At 61.1% G+C, this 17,900-nt stretch carries 17 protein-coding genes and 1 tRNA gene; 6 read left to right on the top strand and 12 right to left on the bottom strand.

The window, feature by feature from the left end; genetic code table 11:
* Window positions 1–120: 120 nt before the first annotated feature.
* Complete coding sequence (locus tag PJW05_RS20500; RefSeq protein ID WP_271408798.1) at window positions 121–1,734, bottom strand: M28 family metallopeptidase; 1,614 nt, start codon at window positions 1,732–1,734, stop codon at window positions 121–123.
* A 262-nt stretch (window positions 1,735–1,996) separates the two neighbouring features.
* Between PJW05_RS20500 and PJW05_RS20505 the strand changes: the two genes are divergently transcribed.
* Both PJW05_RS20505 and PJW05_RS20510 read left to right on the top strand, forming a co-directional pair.
* Complete coding sequence (locus PJW05_RS20505; protein ID WP_271408799.1) at window positions 1,997–2,698, top strand: SOS response-associated peptidase; 702 nt, start codon at window positions 1,997–1,999, stop codon at window positions 2,696–2,698.
* 471 nt (window positions 2,699–3,169) lie between these two features.
* On the top strand, window positions 3,170–3,553 hold the full coding sequence (locus PJW05_RS20510; RefSeq protein WP_271408800.1) for a hypothetical protein: 384 nt from the start codon (window positions 3,170–3,172) through the stop codon (window positions 3,551–3,553).
* Window positions 3,554–3,666: 113 nt separating this feature from the next.
* Here the strand turns inward: PJW05_RS20510 and PJW05_RS20515 are convergent, their stop codons facing one another.
* The 7 genes from PJW05_RS20515 to PJW05_RS20545 form a co-directional block, all read right to left on the bottom strand.
* The gene (locus tag PJW05_RS20515) at window positions 3,667–5,094 is read right to left on the bottom strand and encodes a TolC family protein (RefSeq protein WP_271408801.1); all 1,428 of its coding nucleotides are present in this window, start codon (window positions 5,092–5,094) and stop codon (window positions 3,667–3,669) included.
* Window positions 5,094–7,262 (bottom strand): peptidase domain-containing ABC transporter, encoded by a 2,169-nt coding sequence (locus PJW05_RS20520; RefSeq protein WP_271408802.1) that lies wholly within the window; start codon window positions 7,260–7,262, stop codon window positions 5,094–5,096. Before PJW05_RS20520 ends, PJW05_RS20515 begins: the two co-directional genes overlap by 1 nt.
* A gap of 10 nt (window positions 7,263–7,272) precedes the next feature.
* Complete coding sequence (locus PJW05_RS20525; protein WP_271412276.1) at window positions 7,273–8,529, bottom strand: HlyD family secretion protein; 1,257 nt, start codon at window positions 8,527–8,529, stop codon at window positions 7,273–7,275.
* A gap of 955 nt (window positions 8,530–9,484) precedes the next feature.
* Window positions 9,485–9,709 (bottom strand): hypothetical protein, encoded by a 225-nt coding sequence (locus tag PJW05_RS20530; protein ID WP_271408803.1) that lies wholly within the window; start codon window positions 9,707–9,709, stop codon window positions 9,485–9,487.
* Window positions 9,710–9,766: 57 nt separating this feature from the next.
* Entirely contained in the window at window positions 9,767–11,086 is a 1,320-nt protein-coding gene (locus PJW05_RS20535) for a hypothetical protein (protein ID WP_271408804.1), read from the bottom strand.
* Entirely contained in the window at window positions 11,070–12,236 is a 1,167-nt protein-coding gene (locus tag PJW05_RS20540; protein WP_271408805.1) for a nucleoid-associated protein, read from the bottom strand. Before PJW05_RS20540 ends, PJW05_RS20535 begins: the two co-directional genes overlap by 17 nt.
* A gap of 215 nt (window positions 12,237–12,451) precedes the next feature.
* On the bottom strand, window positions 12,452–12,670 hold the full coding sequence (locus tag PJW05_RS20545) for a DNA-binding protein (protein ID WP_271408806.1): 219 nt from the start codon (window positions 12,668–12,670) through the stop codon (window positions 12,452–12,454).
* 174 nt (window positions 12,671–12,844) lie between these two features.
* Between PJW05_RS20545 and PJW05_RS20550 the strand changes: the two genes are divergently transcribed.
* Both PJW05_RS20550 and PJW05_RS20555 read left to right on the top strand, forming a co-directional pair.
* A complete protein-coding gene (locus tag PJW05_RS20550; protein WP_271408807.1) occupies window positions 12,845–13,060 on the top strand; it encodes a DNA-binding protein in 216 nt (71 codons plus the stop codon).
* A complete protein-coding gene (locus tag PJW05_RS20555; RefSeq protein ID WP_271408808.1) occupies window positions 13,057–13,335 on the top strand; it encodes a hypothetical protein in 279 nt (92 codons plus the stop codon). The genes PJW05_RS20550 and PJW05_RS20555 overlap by 4 nt, the downstream gene beginning before the upstream one ends.
* A gap of 94 nt (window positions 13,336–13,429) precedes the next feature.
* Here PJW05_RS20555 and PJW05_RS20560 read toward each other — a convergent pair.
* The 4 genes from PJW05_RS20560 to dapA form a co-directional block, all read right to left on the bottom strand.
* A tRNA-Ser gene (locus PJW05_RS20560) sits at window positions 13,430–13,519 on the bottom strand.
* A 146-nt stretch (window positions 13,520–13,665) separates the two neighbouring features.
* Window positions 13,666–14,535: a phosphoribosylaminoimidazolesuccinocarboxamide synthase gene (locus PJW05_RS20565; protein WP_271408809.1), complete on the bottom strand. Its 870-nt coding sequence runs from the start codon at window positions 14,533–14,535 to the stop codon at window positions 13,666–13,668.
* A gap of 87 nt (window positions 14,536–14,622) precedes the next feature.
* Window positions 14,623–15,741 (bottom strand): outer membrane protein assembly factor BamC, encoded by a 1,119-nt coding sequence (gene bamC / locus PJW05_RS20570; protein ID WP_271408810.1) that lies wholly within the window; start codon window positions 15,739–15,741, stop codon window positions 14,623–14,625.
* An 18-nt stretch (window positions 15,742–15,759) separates the two neighbouring features.
* Window positions 15,760–16,638, bottom strand: coding sequence for a 4-hydroxy-tetrahydrodipicolinate synthase (gene dapA, locus PJW05_RS20575; protein ID WP_271408811.1), 879 nt, complete (start codon window positions 16,636–16,638; stop codon window positions 15,760–15,762).
* A 177-nt stretch (window positions 16,639–16,815) separates the two neighbouring features.
* On the opposite strand from dapA, the gene PJW05_RS20580 reads away from it, so the two are divergent.
* Window positions 16,816–17,373 (top strand): glycine cleavage system protein R, encoded by a 558-nt coding sequence (locus PJW05_RS20580; RefSeq protein WP_271408812.1) that lies wholly within the window; start codon window positions 16,816–16,818, stop codon window positions 17,371–17,373.
* A 13-nt stretch (window positions 17,374–17,386) separates the two neighbouring features.
* Window positions 17,387–17,860 carry a peroxiredoxin gene (locus PJW05_RS20585; protein WP_271408813.1) on the top strand — a complete coding sequence of 158 codons (474 nt, stop codon included), beginning with the start codon at window positions 17,387–17,389 and terminating at the stop codon, window positions 17,858–17,860.
* Window positions 17,861–17,900 lie beyond the last annotated feature (40 nt).

Genomic DNA, 17,900 nt, shown 5'->3' on the forward strand with positions numbered 1-17,900 from the left:
TGTCCAGTATGGGCCCGTACCGGCATTGCCGCGCCATGGGCCGGCGAAGCTTCGTATCGGCTCGTGTCTTGCCCTGGCCCCGGCTCTGCGCCGGTCACCCGGCGCAGAGGGGTTCAGGCGTTACTTGATGTAGTGCTTGCCCCAGCGCTCGGCCTGGCGTACCGACTGCACGCGCAGGCTGGCGGCACCCTTGGCTTGCTGCTGGGCGGCGGCGATCTCGTCGTCGATGATCTTCGTCGACAACGACAGCCAACTGGTGGCGAAGGCCATGGCATCGCCGTTGATCTCCAGGGCGTTCAGGTCGATGTTGGCGATGCCGTCGCAACCCTGGTGGTAGCAGGGGTCGAAGGGCTGGCCGGCAGCGCCGCCGTAGCGCTGTGCCTGCTCTTCACTCTTGATGTCTTCGGCACCGGTGAACAGGCCACCGAAGGGGATGCCCACCTCGAAGAACTGCGCATAGTCAGAACGGAAGTCGATCTGCGTGCCTTCGAAGGGTTCGCCGCGCAGCCTGAAGTAGGCCTCGAACAGACGCTCGATGGCGGCCGAGCCGGGCGGGCCCTGCAGGCCGAAGGAGGAACCGTCGCCGTCATAGATGAAGTTGGCGAAATTCGGCGAGCCGATCATGTCGAAGTTCAGGTACGCCTTGATCTTCTTCCGCTCCCCTTCGCTCAGGCTGTCGACATAGAAGGTCGAGCCCACCAGCCCGGATTCCTCCGCGCCCCACCAGGCGAAACGCACCTTGTTCTGCGGATGCGCCTTGCGCAGCAGCACCGCCATCTCCAGCAAGGCCGCGCTCCCCGAACCGTTGTCGTTGATGCCGGGGCCTTCGAACACCGAGTCCAGGTGCGCGCCGGCCATCACCACGTTGTCCGGGTTGCCGCGCCGGGTCTCGGCCACCAGGTTGAAGGTCTGCGTCTTCTCGCGGATCACGTCCGCCACCATGCGCACTTGCAGGCCGGCGGTCTGCGACCAGGCCACGCCGTTGTCGTAGGTGGCGAAGAACACCGGGATGCCGCCTTCGTAGGTATCGCCCAGGGTGACGTTCTCCAGGCCCTTGCGGTCCTCGGTATTGCCCTGGTTGAAGAGGATCACCCCGGCCGCACCGGCGGCCGCGGCGTTCTCCGCCTTCGTTTCGAAGGTGCAGCTGCCGCGCTGGACCAGGGCGATGGCGCCGCTGGGGAAGCCGGCGAAATCCTCCACCTCGCAGCCGCTGGAAGAGGTGTTGCCGGCACCGAGGGACAGGTCCACCGCCACCACCGGAGCACTCACATCACCAGGGTCGGTCTGCGACAGGTAGTTGAAGTCCTCCTCCCAGACGTAGTTCGCCGGTTGCGGCGTCAGAGCCTGCAAGGTGCCCGGCCCCTTGGGGAAGAACGCCGTGAAGGGGAATGGCTGCACGCGCACCTGGTAGCCGGCGCGTTCCAGGGTTTTCTTCACGTAGTCGATCGACGCCTGGTAGCCCGACAGGCCGGCTGCGCGGTTGCCGTCGTTGAGGCTGGCGATGTCCTGCAGCTCATTCAGGCGGTGCATCACGTTGCCCGCCTGCAGGCAACGCGGCAGCCCCAGGGGCGTCCCCACCAGCACGGGCGACTTGCAGAGGGCGGGATTGGGCTTGCCGGGGCTCCAGAAATCGCCGAAGGCATCGCCTTCAGGCACCGGGGCGGCAAGGGTGGACGTGGAAGCGGCGAGAACCAGGGAACCAACAACACATCTGACACTGTTCTTGTGGGTCATGACTTCAATCCTTTTGAAGTGGTTGCAGGCAGGCCGGCTATGGCGTGGCGCCATTGTCCTGTACGGCATCCTCGGGACGGGCCTGGGGGAAGAGACTGGCGCACGCGCGCTCGACTCTCTGGGGTTTGCGCTGAAAACGTGCAGTTCGTCGCTTTTGGGCAATGTTTCACGACAAATGGATGCAGGCACGACGCCATCAGCGGCAGTCCCGTATTCCGGCCCAGGGCCTATGCTGGTGGAATGTTCGATATCGGAGCCTGGTATGTGCGGCCGCTACGTCAGCCCTTCCGAGCGCGCCATCGAGGACTACTGGCACATCGGCGCCCGCCAGTCAGGACGCTGGGTCCAGTGTTTCAATGTCGCCCCCACCACCCAGGTGCCGATGCTGCGCCTGGACCCACTGGGCACGCTGGAACTGCTGCCGGCCCGCTGGGGCCTGATCCCTTCCTGGTGGAAGGACCTGAAACCGCCGGGCATGGCCTTCAACGCCCGCAGCGAAGAGGCCGCCGCCAAGCCCCTGTGGCGGCAGAGCCTGCGCGGCCAGCGTTGCCTGCTGCCCGCGCGGGGCTGGTACGAATGGCACCCGCACCAGCAGGTGCGCAATGCCGGCGGACGCCTGGTCCACCAGCCCTACTACCTCTACAGCCCCAATGACCCGATGCTGGCGATAGCCGCCCTGTGGGCCAGTTGGAACGCCCCGGACGGCCGGACCATCACTTCCTGCGCCCTGCTCACCCGCGAGGCCGCACCTTCCATCAGCACCCTCCACCCCCGCATGCCGGTGATCCTGGCGCCTGCGCAGTTCGACCGCTGGCTATCGCCCGCCACCCCGGGCGATCAGGTGCAGCAGGCCATCGCACAGGCACGCGGAGACTTCGCCGGGCATCCGGTATCCACACGGGTAAACGATGCGCACAACGACGACGAGGCGCTGATCGAAGCGCTCGCGACGGCGCCGGAGTAAAGATCCAGGATCGTGGAAGCAGGACCTGCCTTTACCACCCACAGCAGGGTGATTCCTTGCCTGGCCTGACGCCGCTGGTGGATGGGAAAGCGCCATCCACCCTATCGGGCCGCTGAATGAATTCGTTCCCACAGATTCAGGGCAACTGGCTGGCGAGGCTGGCCGCCGCGAGTCCCCCCTACCGCTTGCGGAAGAGGGGCCGGGGGAGAGGGTCGCTGCCGGCCGGCGCGGAACCGACCGGTCCAGCATTCGCGGCCCGGCCTGGCCCTACAACCAGTCGCCAAAGGCTGCGACACGCGGCCAGTGCGCCTTCGGCGATTGTGCATAGACTTACCGGGGACAGGCAGCGGCCACCCGGGGGAAGAGTCCCGCCCCCATCCGTCGACGGCCTCCGCTTCCAGGCGCCCTGCCTCAACAGGCCAGCCGGCAACCCGCCGGCCTGTCCGTCCGCCTCAGCCTGGAGCAACAACCATGAACACCACCCCCCCCGGCATCCCATCGGTATCGTTCCGCAGCAGCATCTGGCTTATTTCCACCCTGCTGATCGCGACAGGCTGTGCGCAAACCCCGGATATCCGATCCAGCCGCGACGGTACGTCGGGCGTCACCGCCGGGGGCAATCCCGCATACCTGAGCTGCGTGAAGGCCGACATCCGCCAGGACGCCCGGACCTTCATCCAGGAAGAGGACGGCAAGACCCTGCTCTTCGTCGGCAGCACCGACCCCACCACCGCCTCGGGGCTCGTCGAACTCTCCAACACCCAAGGGCCCGGCCGGTACGCCGTCTACCAGCGGCATGCCTGGCAGGACAAGGGCCGGCTGATCAATGCCGCACGCGCGTGCGCCAGAACCTGACCCGATGAAAAAGCCCCGCGGACCTGGGTCGGCGGGGCTGCCATACGGGGCGGGAAAGGGACTTGAGCCCCCGTCCGCCTCCTGGCTCCGGCGGAGGCCGGCAGCGCCATGGATCACTGCCTTGAGTCGATTGCCCAGAACCCTAGACGCCCGAGGCCGGCCGCCAGTTTCAGCCGCGAAACCTGCCAGTTGCCGAGGGCCTGAGTGTGCTGTTCCTCTGCGCTGGCGTAGGCGGTCAGGGCGTTGAGCAGTTCGACCATGCTGCCGACACCGGAACGATAGCGTCCCTGCACCACCTCCAGACTCTGCCGCGACTGCTCGACCAGTTCGTGGGTGCGCAGGAGGCTGCGGCTCTCGACACTCAGAGACTGGTAGCTGTTCCAGACCTCCAACGATACCTGCTGCTCGGCATCGGCCAGTTCCGCCTGGCTGGCCTCCCGACGGGCCAGGGCGTTGCGAATCAGGTAGGTACGCTCGAAGCCCTCGAACAGCGGAATCTTCAGTTGCAGGCCGATACTGCGGTCGCTCGCACGAGTATCGCCGCTGAATGCCGGCGACTGGTCGTTGTGGCTGCGCGCCAGATTGGCGGTCAGGGCCAGACTCGGTCTGCCAGCGGCACGGCTTTCCTCCACCCTGGCGTCGGCGGCCTCCAACCGCGCCCGTGCGGCCACCAGGGCCGGGTGCTCGTGGCGAGCTTCGGCGAGCAGTTCGTCGACGGCTCGTACGAAGGCGGTATCGGGACGTGCATCCAATTCGCTGGTGAGGCGTAGCGGCGTGTCCGGCGCCAGCCCCATGCGCAGCGCAATGACACCGAGGGCAGTACGCAGGGAGCCTTCGTCACGGATCTGGCGCAGGCTTGCCTGAGACAACGCGGTCTGCGCCTGCAATCGGTCGGAGAGCGCGGCGGCACCGCCCCTGTACTTGGCGTCGGCGGCCTCGAAGTTCTGCGCCGCCATCTCCGCCACCTGGCGCGAAGCGGCCAGGCTGCTCTGGGCGGCCAGCGCGTCATAGTAGGCCTGCGCGGCCAGGACGAAGGCGTTCTGCAGGGTCGAGTCCTGACTGGCATTGGCCGCCAGCAGGAGTTGCTGGGCATTGCGCAGGGCAGCACTGCGTCGGCCGAAGTCAAACAGCACCCAACTCAGTTCGAGGCTGGCGCTGCGACGCTCGCGATGGCCGTCGCCGGACAGGTAGGGGTTGTCCCGGTAGTCGACGTCGCTGTAGCTCCGGCTCCCGTCGAGGCTTCCGTCGAGGCGGGGCAGGAAGGCCGCGCGGCTGATCCCGACCTGCGCCGCCTGGGCCTTGGCGCTGGCCCAGGCCAGACGGGTCTGCGGATCGCGGCAGAGAATCCGCTCGACGGTTTCCTCCAGGGTCAGCTCCTCCGGCGGCGGCAACCCGGACCGACAGGGAATGCCGTCGCTCCCGACGTCGTGTGCCGCGCGTTCGGCGACCTGCCTGGCGGTACCGAACACGTCTGGTTCGTAGGCCGCGGCGAACGGTGCCATGCCGAGCAGGCCGGACAGCAGGCAGGCAATCGCACGCATCAGGCTTGCTCCTGCGCGGCGGCGTTAGCCTGCCGTTGCTGCTGAATCATCCGCTCGGTGCTTTCGTCGAGCGTCACCCTGCCCTCGCCAAGGACCACTACCCGATCCGCCGAGGCGATGGTTTCCGGTCGGTGGGCAACCATGATGCGGGTAATGCGCAAGGCACGGATGGCGGCATTCACGCGCTGCTCGCAGTGGACGTCGAGGTGGCTGGTCGCTTCGTCGAGGAACAGGATCCTGGGTTTCTTGTACAGCGCACGGGCCAGCATGACCCGTTGCTTCTGCCCGCCGGAAAGTACGGTGCCCATGTCGCCGACCAGCGTGTTGTAGCCCATCGGCATGGCCTGGATGTCGTCATGGATGGCGGCCATCTGCGCGCATTGCACCAGCCACGGCATGTCGACGTTGGCGTCGAAGAAGCTGATGTTCTCGGTCAGCGAGCCGGCGAACAGCACGTCGTCCTGCATCACCGTACCGACCAATTCGCGCAACCCGTCCAGCCCCAGTTGCGAGAGCTCCAGGCCGGCCACGCGGACCTTTCCTTCGCAGGGCGGGAGGATGCCGAGCAGGACGTTGCACAGGGTGCTCTTGCCCGAACCCGAGGGGCCAACGATGGCCACCGATTCGCCGGGCTCGATACGCAGGTCGAGCCCGTCGAGGACCCAAGGTTCCTGATCGGAGTAACGGTAGCGCAGCCCCTGCACCTCGATGCCGGCTTCGCGCACGCGAAGGCTGTCCAGGTCGACCGCGCAATGGCTGTCTTCCGGCGGGTGCAGGACGATGTCGGCAAGGCGTTCACCCTGCAACTGCAGCATGCGCAGTTCGAAGAGCTTGTCGATCAGACTGCCGACACGCCCATCGAACTGCGACTTGTAGGCATTGAAGGCCATCAGCACGCCGACGCTGAACTGGCCGTCCATCACCAAAGTCGCACCGAGCCAGATCACGAGGAGGTTTTCCACGCCGAACAGCAGGCCGTTCATCTGCTGATAGAGCAGTTGCAGCTTCTGCGTGCGCAGGCCGGCATTGATCTGCTCCACCAGCAGGCCCAACCACACCGAGCGACGCTCGTCCTGGCGCTGGAACAGCTGCAGCGGGCGGATGCCGCGCACGGTTTCGAGGAAATGACTCTGCTGCCGCGCGGCATGCACGATCTGCTCTTCGGTGGCATTGCGCAGCGGCCGGTACCAGATCCAGCGGCCGAAGGCATAGAGGCTCATGGCGGCGATGGCGATGGCCGCCAAGGGCGGGCTGTAGAGCAGCATCATGCCCAGGGTGGCGGCCGTCATCAGGCCGTCCAGCACCGCAGAGAGGAAGGCGGCCGTGAGTGTTCTCTGGATAGTGTCGACAGCGCCGAAGCGCGAAACCACATCGCCCAGATGGCGCTTTTCGAAGTACTGGGCCGGCAGCCGAAGCAAATGGCTGAAGACGTTGGCCTGCCACTGCACGCCCAGCAAGGTACTCATGTGCATCATCACCCAGGCGCGCACACCACTGACTGCCTGCTGCATGAGCAGCAGCAGGCCAAAGCCGATGGCGAGGGTGACAAGCAGGTCACGGTCTTCGCTGACGATGACGTTGTCGAGGGTCCATTGCAGGAAGAACGGGCTGACCAGCGAGAACACTTCGAGGGCGCCGGCCAGCAGCAGGACCTGGGCCAGCGAGCGATACAGTCCGCTGACCTTGCCCAGCATGCCCAGCAACTTGACCCGCGGCGGCGCTTCCTGTTTCTCGAAGCCGCTGTCGGGCCACAACTCCATGGCCACCCCGGTGAAACACTTCGACGTTTCCTCCAGGGTAAGGCGGCGCTCGCCGTGGGCCGGGTCATGCAGGGTGATGCCACGGGCACCCACTGCCTTCAGCACCACGAAATGATTGAAGTTCCAGTGCAACACACAGGGCAGCTTGAGCTTGCCGAGGTCGTCCAGTGCCAGCTTCACCGGTCGCGTCCCCAGTCTCAGTTGGTGCGCTGTCTGGATCAGTTGCTTCAGGGACGCCCCCTTGAGCGATACGGTGAATCGCCGTCGCATGTCCCTCAGGTCGGCGCGGTAGCCGTGGTAGCCGGCGATCATCGCCAGGCACGCCAACCCGCATTCGGTGGCCTCGGTCTGCAAGATCAATGGCAAACGCCGCCCCAGGCGCAGTGCGAGTGCGTCGAGAAATCCCATCGTTTTGTTCCTAGAGTTTGCCAGTCAGGCTGAAGAGCGGTTCGAGCACCCACTCGTAGAGGCGGCGGGTGTCCTGAAGTACGTCGGCATCGAGCAGCATGCCGCTCTGCAGTGGCTGCGCGCGGCCGTAGGCCAGTACCGTCTGGCTGTCCAGGCTGACCCGCAGCCGGTACAACTGCTCGCCATCCCGCCCCAGTCCGGGCATGCCGCCGATCATGCTGGACAGCTCGGCGGCAGGCACGCTGGTGCGGGAAATCGATTGCACCCGGCCGTGGTACTGGCCGAATTTCTGGTAGGGATACGCCTGGTAGCGGATCAGTACCGCATCGCCCGGTCTGATGAAGCCGATGGCCCTGCTCGGCGCATAGAGCTCAGCCTGCAGGAAACTGTCGGCGGGGACGATGCTCAGCAGCGGGCGCGTGCTGTCGACGGTCTGTCCGGCTTCGGCGAGCACGGCGGTGGCGATGCCGGCCTCCGGCGCGGTAATCAGCAACGCGCGCTTGGCTTCGCTTTCCGCCAGGCTCTGCTCCATGGCCGAGAGCTGGCGCTGGGTTTCCGCAAGCTGGTTGGCCTGGCGGGCAGCCAGGCCGGCCAGGTCGTTGCGGCGCTCGGTCAGTTGCTGTTGCAGCGACGTGCGCTCTCGCTCCAGCCCTTGCAGGGTCTGCCGTTGGCCCAGCAGTTCCGCCTGGCGTTGCTGCAGCTGGTCCATGGAAATGTAGCCCTTGTCCATCAATCCCTGATAACGCTCGACGGCATCGCGGGTCAGGGCCAGCAGGCGACGCTGGCTGTCGGTCTGCCCGGCAAGGGTGGCCAGTTCTCGCTGCAGGCTGGCAACCTTGCTGGTCAGGCTGTCGCGCTCGTCGGCCTGCAGCCGGCGAATCTTCTCCAGCTCGTCGCGCAGGGAGTCGCGGCGCTGCTCGAGGCGACGGCTGATGCCCGCCTGCACCGGCCCCGCATCACTGCCGTAGCGTTCGCTCGAGAGGGTCATCAGGCGGTCGCCACGCTTCACCACCTGGCCCTCGTGGACGAACTTCTCGCGCAGGATGCCCGCCTGGGGAGCATAAACCTTGACCTGGCCGCCAGCGGGAACCAGCTGGCCGCTGATGGTGCTGCGCTTGGTGTAACTGCCGAAGACGAAGAACGTCACCACGAGCAGCGCCATGGCGCACGCCAGCAGGGTAAGGAAGGTGAAGGAAACCGGACGAACCAGCACGATATTGCCCAGGCTGCTGGCGCGCTGGGCGTCGAGCGCTTCGCTACGGAACAACGGTGTAGCTGTCATCGAACGAACATTCCTGTCATTGCGAACTCAAGAGCCACTGGCCAATCCGTGGAAGCCGTCACCAATGACTGGCGGTCGCCTTGATTCCAGGTATGGCTCGACTCTTGTACTGAAAACACCTTCCACGCGACCACAGCCTGAATAGGCCTGATTGGTTGGAAGACGTTTAAAACCAGACTATTGAGCCCCCGGAAAGACACCCCGTTATCTGGACGGATACACTCACTTAATTGAGTCAGGGTATTTACTTACTGATCGCCGAGACTTTCAGAATATGGGCCATGACTGTCGTGGCGTCATTGGCAAGATCCATCGCCCTGCCCACCAGATCCGACGAATCCCCATGGATGGGCCGGGCCCATCCCGCTTCATCTGCCGCGTTGTTTCACACGCGTCACCACATTCCTTTGATGTTGCGCGTCGCCAGCCAACTTCACCTCGCATCGACGCAACACGTTCATTACCTTTTTCCTTTATTCGAATCTTGAGGATTAGTGAACGATCAACTTGCAGCCCAGTGATCCTGAAGCAATCCTCCACCCATAGAAATAAGACCGGATTAGGAACCTTCCTATTTCAACTGCGGATAACGCTGAGGACACCGCGAGTTCGGCAAACTATTCCAACGTCACTCACCGCGTGACCCGACGTAGCAGATATGGCCGATGCCGAAGCGGGAGCGTCGTCGCCCGCGGCGTTTCAAGGTAATTGGCACTGCGCGGCCCAAGCAGGCCCGCCCTTGCCGTGATGGGGTTGCCTGGAGTTATGAATTTCAGGGGCTTGGGCTATTGGATACGGCGGGAAGATAGGGATTTGAACTCTAAATTTGGATGGCTCAGTGCGTCGCAAAGCCGCTCGTTATGGGGCTTCCAGTCAATCGCCGGTGTCGATCTTCGACAGTGCGCGCCTGTGATTTCGACACATTTTCGACAGTTTTTACCTACCGTTTCCTCCGCAGGATCAGCACGGTAGCTACCGCAATAATGATGTAGCCGATGAAATTGGTCGTTGAGGCATCAAGCAGCATGTTGGGGTTGTCGGCCGTGTTCATGATCCGACTCGACAAGCCCAGGCCAAGCGGTTCATCCCGAACAGCCAGTAGAACCCCAGCCCCAAGCAAGAGCAGTTTTGGCCACGCCTCGTGTAGAATATCGGTGATCTTCATCCGTGTTGAACGTTGCTATTGATTCTGTGCCCTTTTCCTTTATCTAAAACAAAGCGCTCAATTAGCATTGGCGCAGGATTTTTTCAGAGCCGGCTCATTTGTTTGAGAGCAAAGTCTTTCCCTCACATCGGCCCAGCGATGGCGAGAGCCATAATCCTCTAAGCATCTAAAATACTGATGGCGCTCCGAGTGGATTTTCTCAAGAAATGCCAAGGCTTTATCGTTCACGCAAACAGAGTAAACGCACCCCAATAAAAACACTGCCATTGACAAGCCGTTAATAAATTTTAATCTTGCTCTTGATCGACCAATTAATCCTAATAACTTTGACTTTGCCTCTCCTGCACTTACCCTTACTTCATTCTCATCTTTCATCACCTCGTACCGTTTTAGAGAGCGTTGAACTTGCTCTCCGAGAGCGGCATAGGCTTCATCATGAATGTTGTTAGCAATTACAGTTAGCAGCCACACACACAAAAGACCAAAGCAAACCAGGAACAATGCAAGGCTATCTGTATTCTTAATTAAAGCAGCGATCGCTATAATTGCACCAGGAATTGCAAAGGCCTTAGATTGACTAGAAGATATTGACTCATTAATTTTTGATATATAGTCAGTTGACTTCTCCTCAATCTCTGCCAGCAACTTGTTGACAGAAAATTTATGAAGATATATATCATAATTCTCTTGATATTTTTTCTTGAGCCGCTTGCCCTGCTTTATGATCCAAGGCATTTCCGAAACAGAGTCTTCTTCTTCCAGCAGTTCAGAAAGGGACGTCCGCAGAACATCCCTCCTTTCTTTCTGATGCCCATCATTCAGATCAAGATCACTCTGAAGTTTTTTGACTTCATCCGTTGAAATATTCGAAGACGGTATTGCCATAAGCTCATCCAAGGAAATTTTCCTTGGATTAATTTCATAAATTTTCGCCCCTTTCTCCGTACTTATAAAGTATATAAGCGTAGAGTCATTCCCTTGCGATCCAATATGATCCTTTAAGGAGCTGAGCAAGGCTCGCCAGCCAAGGTAGTATTCAAAGCGCTTTACAGGTTCTGATCTGGTTTCTTGCCCGCTATGAACTGCTCCGTCTAGAACATAATAATTCCCTGGAATCGAAGAGTTTTGTACGACATGACGCCATAATTCCTCTAGTTTTGGGAAAAATGGTGAATTACCCTGCCAGGAATCTGAATCAAGATTCACAGAGAGGCACTCTCCATCCTCCCCTCTATCAACGACCCTGCTTCTTTTATAGCCCGCCCCCTGTAAGGCTGAATATAAAGCATCGATCTTTTCAGGATTCACATAAAGCTCAAGCACACCATCCGCCATAGCGTGCTTAGCATTAGCAAGTAACTCAGCTATCGCCTTCATCATCGCTCTCGGGGATGCCTAATACTGCGAGAATGGCGTCCTTGTCGGCCTGGGATAGCGGAATTCTCATATACTCAAGGTCGTCATCTACAATAACCGGCTTATTAGAGTCACTGTAACCAATTGATGATGCTTTTACCGAAAGCGCGTAGTTGCTTTGGTAGTCGGAAATCTGGATTGAAACACTTTTCTCCAGGGCGTACCTGGTTGCTTCGAAAACAGCGTTTACCTGAAAGCCATTTTCGTTCGCAAATTTTGAAAACTTACCAACCGCCGAGTGATTGTCAGGAAGGTTCTTATCTATGATGTGCTGAATTGCCCCGAGCGGAATCTGTGAGCCTAAATTATTTTCAATATGCTCATAAACCTTCTCAGCAATCTTTTGCTGCAACTTGCTCTTTATGCCATTCAGTGCAGAAAACTGACTTATCGCCTTAAATATATTCTCTACACTTTTCTTGTTGGAAACGCTTGAGTCGCAACCTAGCGCAACTTTGAAAAACTCTGCCTTTGATCGACCCTCGATGAAGTGCAGATAGGCGTCCCCCTCTTTTCGGGGATAGGTTACTTCGAAAAGTGTCAGATCAAACATTGCCGCTTGTCTTAATGCATCGATGTCGATGGGCTGCAATCTTTTTGGCTCGAGAGTTTTCTCATCAAACTCAAAGGCACCTTTCTTGTCCACCATCACAATCATTAAGCGCCCAAGGTCGTCTTCGTCGCCTACGGACTTGTAATGCATGAACACAAGATTGCCACCAACCAGTGACCCTCTTTCTGACTCATTTGCGATATGAGTAAGGAGCTTCATCTCAGCTTCGGCAAGCTCCGCGAAGCCAAGGTTTGCATTGATATATTTACTAAGATTGCTCGGGGTTTGATTTGATGGCAATCCGGAGAAGTAGCTGTGAAATTTATTTTTCCGCCTAAACTTCTTCTCTATTTTTTCGACAAATTCGATAGAGGCCTTGCTGGAGAGATTCCAGAGATTGCCAACCACGTACTTGAACGGATGACCATCTTGTGAAAGGTCTCTTTCAAGCGAGGAAGTAATGCCAGCAACCATCTTGAATTTCTCGCTCTTTACTTCGCTATCGGCCTCTGCATCATCAAAATCTTCAACTTCCGGCACAGAGTATTGCTCGTCCATAACCCCCTCCCATCTAGGTGCTTACAATAAACTTCAATGTTGGCTAGGAGGGAGCTCTTTGACTCTCGCAACCTCCCTGTTGCTGATAGTATGGAATAGACTATCTATCACTTTCCCTTACGCACTAACCTGTCTAAGAGTAATGCCTGAAAGTTCTCTTCGGCTGCGTCGCTAGTAGCGATCACCGACAATAACTATCTGATCCCAAGATTAGTCTAATTTCGATCAACTTCATCATAGCTAGGGCTCGTTTGCCCTATCTCGGGGGCAATTTGACCACTGGCCAGCCATAACGCGTACTGCGGAAAGACCTTCACTAGCACGTCGATTTCTTCCGTGCTGACCCGTACAGCGCCTTTGCTAACACTCCGCCAGCGGTCGTGATTGCCCCCGCCAAGCTCGCTGGCCTTCTTCGGACCAAGCAGCTTGATCAATGCTCGCGCTCTATCGCCCGCTGTCTGCATAAAACCGTCATTCACCGTGCAATCTGGGCAATAGCTTCCCAGATCGTCATTCCGTGGGATATAGTTTCCCTCGTGGGAAATAGCTACCCAGAGGATGAAGGCGGACCGGCCTTCAAAACAGCCACGAATAGTGACGGAACGAGCATGGAACTGGAAGAGCTCTCCCCGGCCAATCTGGCCGGCCCTCAACAGGACGTAGAACCCATCGCCGCCTGGGCGGATCGCAACGGTGTCACCTGCGACACCGCCCGCGCCTGGGTGTATCGGGGAATCATCCCCTCGGTGAAGCTCGGCAAGCTGCGCATGATCAATTGCGCCCTGCCACGCCGTTGGCTGCCTGAACTGGAGCGAAGCGCATGAAGGAACGTACGCAGGAACGCGTTGAGCTGAACACCAGCCGGGCCCTGTCCTTTCTGGGCCATACGGTGCTTGCGGAACTGGCCTGGGACGACGAGCCACGGTCGCTGTGGAACTGCTACCACATCGTAGGCGTGGTGTTGCCGGTGGAAGGTATCTACGAGGCCGGTTACTTCCTGGTGATGAACGCACTGGAAGAGGAGTGCTTTCTGGACGAGCTGTTCTGGTCGGATATCCACAGCATGAAGACGTTGGAACGGCGCAGGCTGAAGGATTAGGACTTACCCGCTGGCCGGGTGCGTCTTTGTCAGGCTTGAGCACCCTGAAAGCACAAAGCCCCTGACTCCGGGGAGTCAGGGGCTTTGCTATGTATGGCGGGAAGATAGGGATTTGAACCCTAGGTGCCATTGCTGACACAACGGATTTCGAATCCGTCCCGTTCGGCCACTCCGGCATCTTCCCGAACGGCGCGCATGATACCAGCTCAGCGGCCGTTGGCGAAGCCTGTGGCGCGATTTTTTCGCGTGGTTTCAGATGGTTGCGATTGTGGACAGGCCCAGCAAGCCCCCCCGCCCCTCTCCCAGGGGGAGAGGGGAGATAGACGCAGCTCAGGAAGTCAGCTTGGTCAGCGCTTCGCGGTACTTGTCAGCGGTCTTCCGGGCGACGTCGGCGGGGACGGCGGGAGCCGGCGGCTCCTTGTTCCAGCCGGTGGATTCCAGCCAGTCGCGAACGAACTGCTTGTCGAAGCTCGGCGGGTTCTTGCCTTCGACGTAGCTTTCCACCGGCCAGAAGCGGCTGGAGTCGGGGGTCAGGACTTCGTCCATCAGGGTCAGGGTGCCGTCTTCGTCGAGGCCGAATTCGAATTTGGTGTCGGCGATGATGATGCCGCGGGTGGCGGCGTATTCAACGGCGGTGCTGTACAGGGCGATGGCGGTGTCGCGGACCTTGGCGGCCAGTTCCTTGCCGATGATGGCTTCGCACTGTTCGAAGGAGATGTTCTCGTCATGGTCGCCGACGGCGGCCTTGGTCGAGGGGGTGAAGATGGGCTGCGGGAGCTTGGAGGCTTCCTTCAGGCCCGCCGGCAGCTGGATGCCGCAGACGGTGCCGGTCTTCTGGTATTCCTTCCAGCCGGAGCCGACGATGTAGCCACGCACGATGGCTTCGACGGCGACGGGCTTCAGGCGCTTGGCGACCACGGCGCGGCCTTCCACCAGGGGCAGTTCGGCGGCGGGCACCACGTCTTGCACTTGATCACCGGTGAAGTGGTTGGGCACGACGTCCTTGAGCTTGTCGAACCAGAAGTTGGAAATGGCGGTGAGGATCTTGCCCTTGTCCGGGATCGGCTGGTCGAGGATCACGTCGAACGCGGAAAGGCGGTCGGTGGCGACCATCAGCATGCGCTTGTCGTCGATCTCGTACAGGTCGCGGACCTTGCCCGAGTAGATCTTCTTCAAGCTGAGGGTGGTGGGTGTGCTCATGTCGTTTTCCGCCTTTATCAAACGAAACAGGCGAAACCCGAGGGTTTCGCCTTGTTGTTTCCACGATTCGCCGCGGTGCGGCGTACCTTAGCCGAGGTTTTCCTGGATCAGGGTCAGCACGCGGCGCGCCACGTCGGCGGGCGCCACGGTGTTGATGTCCTTCTCGACGGTCACCTGCACGGTGTCGCCGACGCGGGTCAGGCGCACCTGGTAGCGCTCGGCGCGGGCTTCGATTTCTTCCTCGCTGGGGTCGCTGCCCCACAGGCGGCTGAAGAAGCCGGGTTTCTCGTCCTTCTTCTGGGCGCCTTCGGCCAGGTTGATGTAGTAGACGCCCAGGCTGCGGTTGAGGTCGTCGACGCGGACGTCGCCGGTTTCCAGGGCGCGGCCGACGCTGGACCAGGAGCGGTCGAAGTCGGCGCCGAGGCTGAGCATGGGGTTGCCGTTGCCGTCTTCGGAGAGGGTCACGCGGCTCGGTGCGTCGAAGTCGCGGGCGGCGAGCAGGGACACGGAACCGCCTTGCTCGTTGCTGCGGACCATGCTGGCAAGCATTTCATCCAGCAGGGCGGCTTCCAGGCTCGGGCTGTCGGAGCGGCTCGGCCAGCCGGTATCGGCGGTGCTGCCGGCCGGACGGTGGACGGTGGTGACGAAGACTTCGCTGGTGTTGCGCTGCACGCCCGGCTCGATGCGCACACGGGCGCGGATTTCGCTGTCCGGTTCGACACCGCTGACGCGGCTGCCGAGACGCCGGGCCAGGGGGCCGGAGAGCTGGTCGAGGCGCTGCCAGCCGGTGCTGAATTCACCGGTCTGCGGCCGTTCGTCGGCGATGCGGAAACCGCCATCCTCGAAGAACTGGCGAGCCACCGGCCAGACTTCCGCCGGTACGCGCTGGGCAACCACCCAACGGGAGTCGCCGCTCTTCTGCAGGCTGTAGTCGCTGACTTCGCCCTTGGCCTGGATGGCCAGCGGGCGGGGTACTTCGAATTCACCTTCGGCACGGCTGTCGGCCACGTTCATCGGAACCGGCAGCAGCGGGTCGAGGCGCTTGGCGTCGGCATCCGGCGGGAGCTGCATGGGCGCGGCCTGGCGCGCCTCCAGGTAGTCGCTGCCACGGTCGCGGAAGTAGCCATCTTGGCCCCAGAGCCAGCCGCAACCGCTGGTGCTGGAAATGATCAGGGCGAGTGCGGAGAGTCCGGCCAGTCGCTTCATGCGGAATGTTTCCTTGGATTAGGCCAGTACGCCGGTCTGGCGCATGGCTTGGCGCAGAGGCTCGTGGCAACGCGGGCTGAGCCAGGTCAGCGGCAGGCGGATACCGTCAGGGATCAGACCCATTTCGTGCAGGGCGAACTTCACCGGAATCGGATTGGATTCGATGAACAGCGCCTTGTGCAGCGGCATCAGTTTGTCGTTGATCGCACGGGCGGCGTCGGCCTCGCCTGCCATGGCGGCAGCGCAGAGGTCGGCCATGGCGCGCGGGGCGACGTTGGCGGTAACGGAGATGTTGCCCTTGCCGCCCATCAGCATGAGCTCGACGGCGGTGGCGTCGTCACCGGAGTAGACGAGGAAATCCTTGCTCACGCGGTCCAGCACTTCCTGGCCGCGCTGCAGGTCGCCGGTGGCTTCCTTGATGCCGATGATGTTGCTGATCTTGGACAGCCGCTCGACGGTTTCCGGGAGCATGTCGCAGACGGTGCGGCCCGGTACGTTGTAGAGGATCTGCGGGATGGCCACGGCTTCGGCGATATGGCGGAAGTGCTGGTACAGGCCTTCCTGGGTCGGTTTGTTGTAGTAGGGGGTCACCAGCAGGCAGGCGTCCGCGCCAACCTGCTTGGCGGCGGCGGTGAGTTCGACCGATTCACGAGTGGAATTGCCGCCAGTGCCGGCGATGACCGGAATGCGACCCTTGACCTGGTCGACGACGCGGCGGATCACTTCGACGTGTTCGGTGACGTCAAGCGTGGCGGATTCGCCCGTGGTGCCGACGGCGACTATGGCGTTGGTGCCCTCTTGAAGATGGAAGTCAACGAGCTTGGAAAGGCAGTCCCAATCCAATTGTCCCTGCGCATCCATGGGCGTAACCAGTGCCACCATACTGCCCGCAATCATGCAACCGCTCCTGCCGGAAAAAGTGAGCCGTAATGGTACTGTCGGCTCTGGCCTTGCACAAGGTGAACGCAAGCGCCGTCAGGCGGTTACGGCATTTCCCTCGGCGCCGCTTTTCGCTAACCTTCCCCGTTTGAACAGCGCGGTCCCGGCCGCCTCCCCACGCTTTAGGAATGCTGCATGTCCACCACCCCGCCCCGCGAACAATTCCTCCTGATCAGTGCCCTGGGCCGCAACCCGATGGAGCTGACCAATGTGCTGTGCCGCGCCAGCCAGGAAAACCGCTGCGCCGTGGTCAGCAGCCGGCTGACCCGCCACGGCGAGTTCTGCGCCCTGGTGCTGCAGATCTCCGGTAGCTGGGACGGCCTGGCGCGCCTGGAGTCGGGCCTGTCGGCGCTTTCAAAGCGTCATGGCTTTACCGCAAACGTGACCCGCAGCAGCGCTCTGGAGGTCCGTCCCCAGGCCCTGCCCTACGTCGCCTACGTCAGCGCGGCCTACCGTCCGGACATCCTCAACGAGCTGTGCCAGTTCTTCCTCGACCACCGCGTCGAACTGGAGAGCCTCACCTGTGACACCTACCAGGCTCCGCAGACCGGCGGCACCATGCTCAATGCCACCATCACCGTGACGCTGCCGGCCGGCACCCAGATCAGTTGGCTGCGCGATCAGTTCCTGGATTTCGCCGATGCCTTGAACCTGGACGCCCTGATCGAGCCCTGGCGCCCGCAACATCCTTGAGGAGTCGAGAAACATGGTCGTTTCCCTGAACCAGCCCGTCGCCGATTTCACCGCCCAGGCCACCAGCGGTCTGGAGGTCAGTCTGTCGGCCCTCAAGGGCAAGCAGGTCGTGCTCTATTTCTATCCGAAGGACAGCACCCCCGGCTGCACCACCGAAGGCCAGGGCTTTCGTGACCAGCACGCGGCCTTCCTGGCGGCCAATACCCTGATCTTCGGGGTTTCCCGCGATGGCCTGAAGTCCCACGAGAACTTCAAGTGCAAGCAGGAATTCCCCTTCGAGCTGATCTCCGACAAGGACGAATCCCTCTGCCAGCTGTTCGACGTGATCAAGCTGAAGAAGCTCTACGGCAAGGAATACCTGGGTGTCGACCGCAGCACCTTCCTGATCGACAAGGACGGCGTACTGCGCCAGGAATGGCGCGGCGTCAAGGTGCCGGGCCACGTGGACGCGGTGCTCGCCGCCGCACAGACGCTGAACGCGGGCTGAGGCCCCAGTGCAGTGAAAAAGCCCGGAAATGTCCGTAATG

Source organism: Pseudomonas sp. Q1-7, assembly GCF_028010285.1.
Classification (GTDB): Bacteria; Pseudomonadota; Gammaproteobacteria; order Pseudomonadales; family Pseudomonadaceae; genus Metapseudomonas.

What these genes read in the sequence shown, in the direction of transcription:
- PJW05_RS20500 (WP_271408798.1), bottom strand. Translation starts at nt 1,734, where the DNA reads ATGACCCACAAGAACAGTGTCAGATGTGTTGTTGGTTCCCTGGTTCTC.
- PJW05_RS20505 (WP_271408799.1), top strand. Translation starts at nt 1,997, where the DNA reads ATGTGCGGCCGCTACGTCAGCCCTTCCGAGCGCGCCATCGAGGACTAC.
- PJW05_RS20510 (WP_271408800.1), top strand. Translation starts at nt 3,170, where the DNA reads ATGAACACCACCCCCCCCGGCATCCCATCGGTATCGTTCCGCAGCAGC.
- PJW05_RS20515 (WP_271408801.1), bottom strand. Translation starts at nt 5,094, where the DNA reads ATGCGTGCGATTGCCTGCCTGCTGTCCGGCCTGCTCGGCATGGCACCG.
- PJW05_RS20520 (WP_271408802.1), bottom strand. Translation starts at nt 7,262, where the DNA reads ATGGGATTTCTCGACGCACTCGCACTGCGCCTGGGGCGGCGTTTGCCA.
- PJW05_RS20530 (WP_271408803.1), bottom strand. Translation starts at nt 9,709, where the DNA reads ATGAAGATCACCGATATTCTACACGAGGCGTGGCCAAAACTGCTCTTG.
- PJW05_RS20535 (WP_271408804.1), bottom strand. Translation starts at nt 11,086, where the DNA reads ATGAAGGCGATAGCTGAGTTACTTGCTAATGCTAAGCACGCTATGGCG.
- PJW05_RS20540 (WP_271408805.1), bottom strand. Translation starts at nt 12,236, where the DNA reads ATGGACGAGCAATACTCTGTGCCGGAAGTTGAAGATTTTGATGATGCA.
- PJW05_RS20550 (WP_271408807.1), top strand. Translation starts at nt 12,845, where the DNA reads ATGGAACTGGAAGAGCTCTCCCCGGCCAATCTGGCCGGCCCTCAACAG.
- PJW05_RS20555 (WP_271408808.1), top strand. Translation starts at nt 13,057, where the DNA reads ATGAAGGAACGTACGCAGGAACGCGTTGAGCTGAACACCAGCCGGGCC.
- PJW05_RS20565 (WP_271408809.1), bottom strand. Translation starts at nt 14,535, where the DNA reads ATGAGCACACCCACCACCCTCAGCTTGAAGAAGATCTACTCGGGCAAG.
- bamC (WP_271408810.1), bottom strand. Translation starts at nt 15,741, where the DNA reads ATGAAGCGACTGGCCGGACTCTCCGCACTCGCCCTGATCATTTCCAGC.
- dapA (WP_271408811.1), bottom strand. Translation starts at nt 16,638, where the DNA reads ATGATTGCGGGCAGTATGGTGGCACTGGTTACGCCCATGGATGCGCAG.
- PJW05_RS20580 (WP_271408812.1), top strand. Translation starts at nt 16,816, where the DNA reads ATGTCCACCACCCCGCCCCGCGAACAATTCCTCCTGATCAGTGCCCTG.
- PJW05_RS20585 (WP_271408813.1), top strand. Translation starts at nt 17,387, where the DNA reads ATGGTCGTTTCCCTGAACCAGCCCGTCGCCGATTTCACCGCCCAGGCC.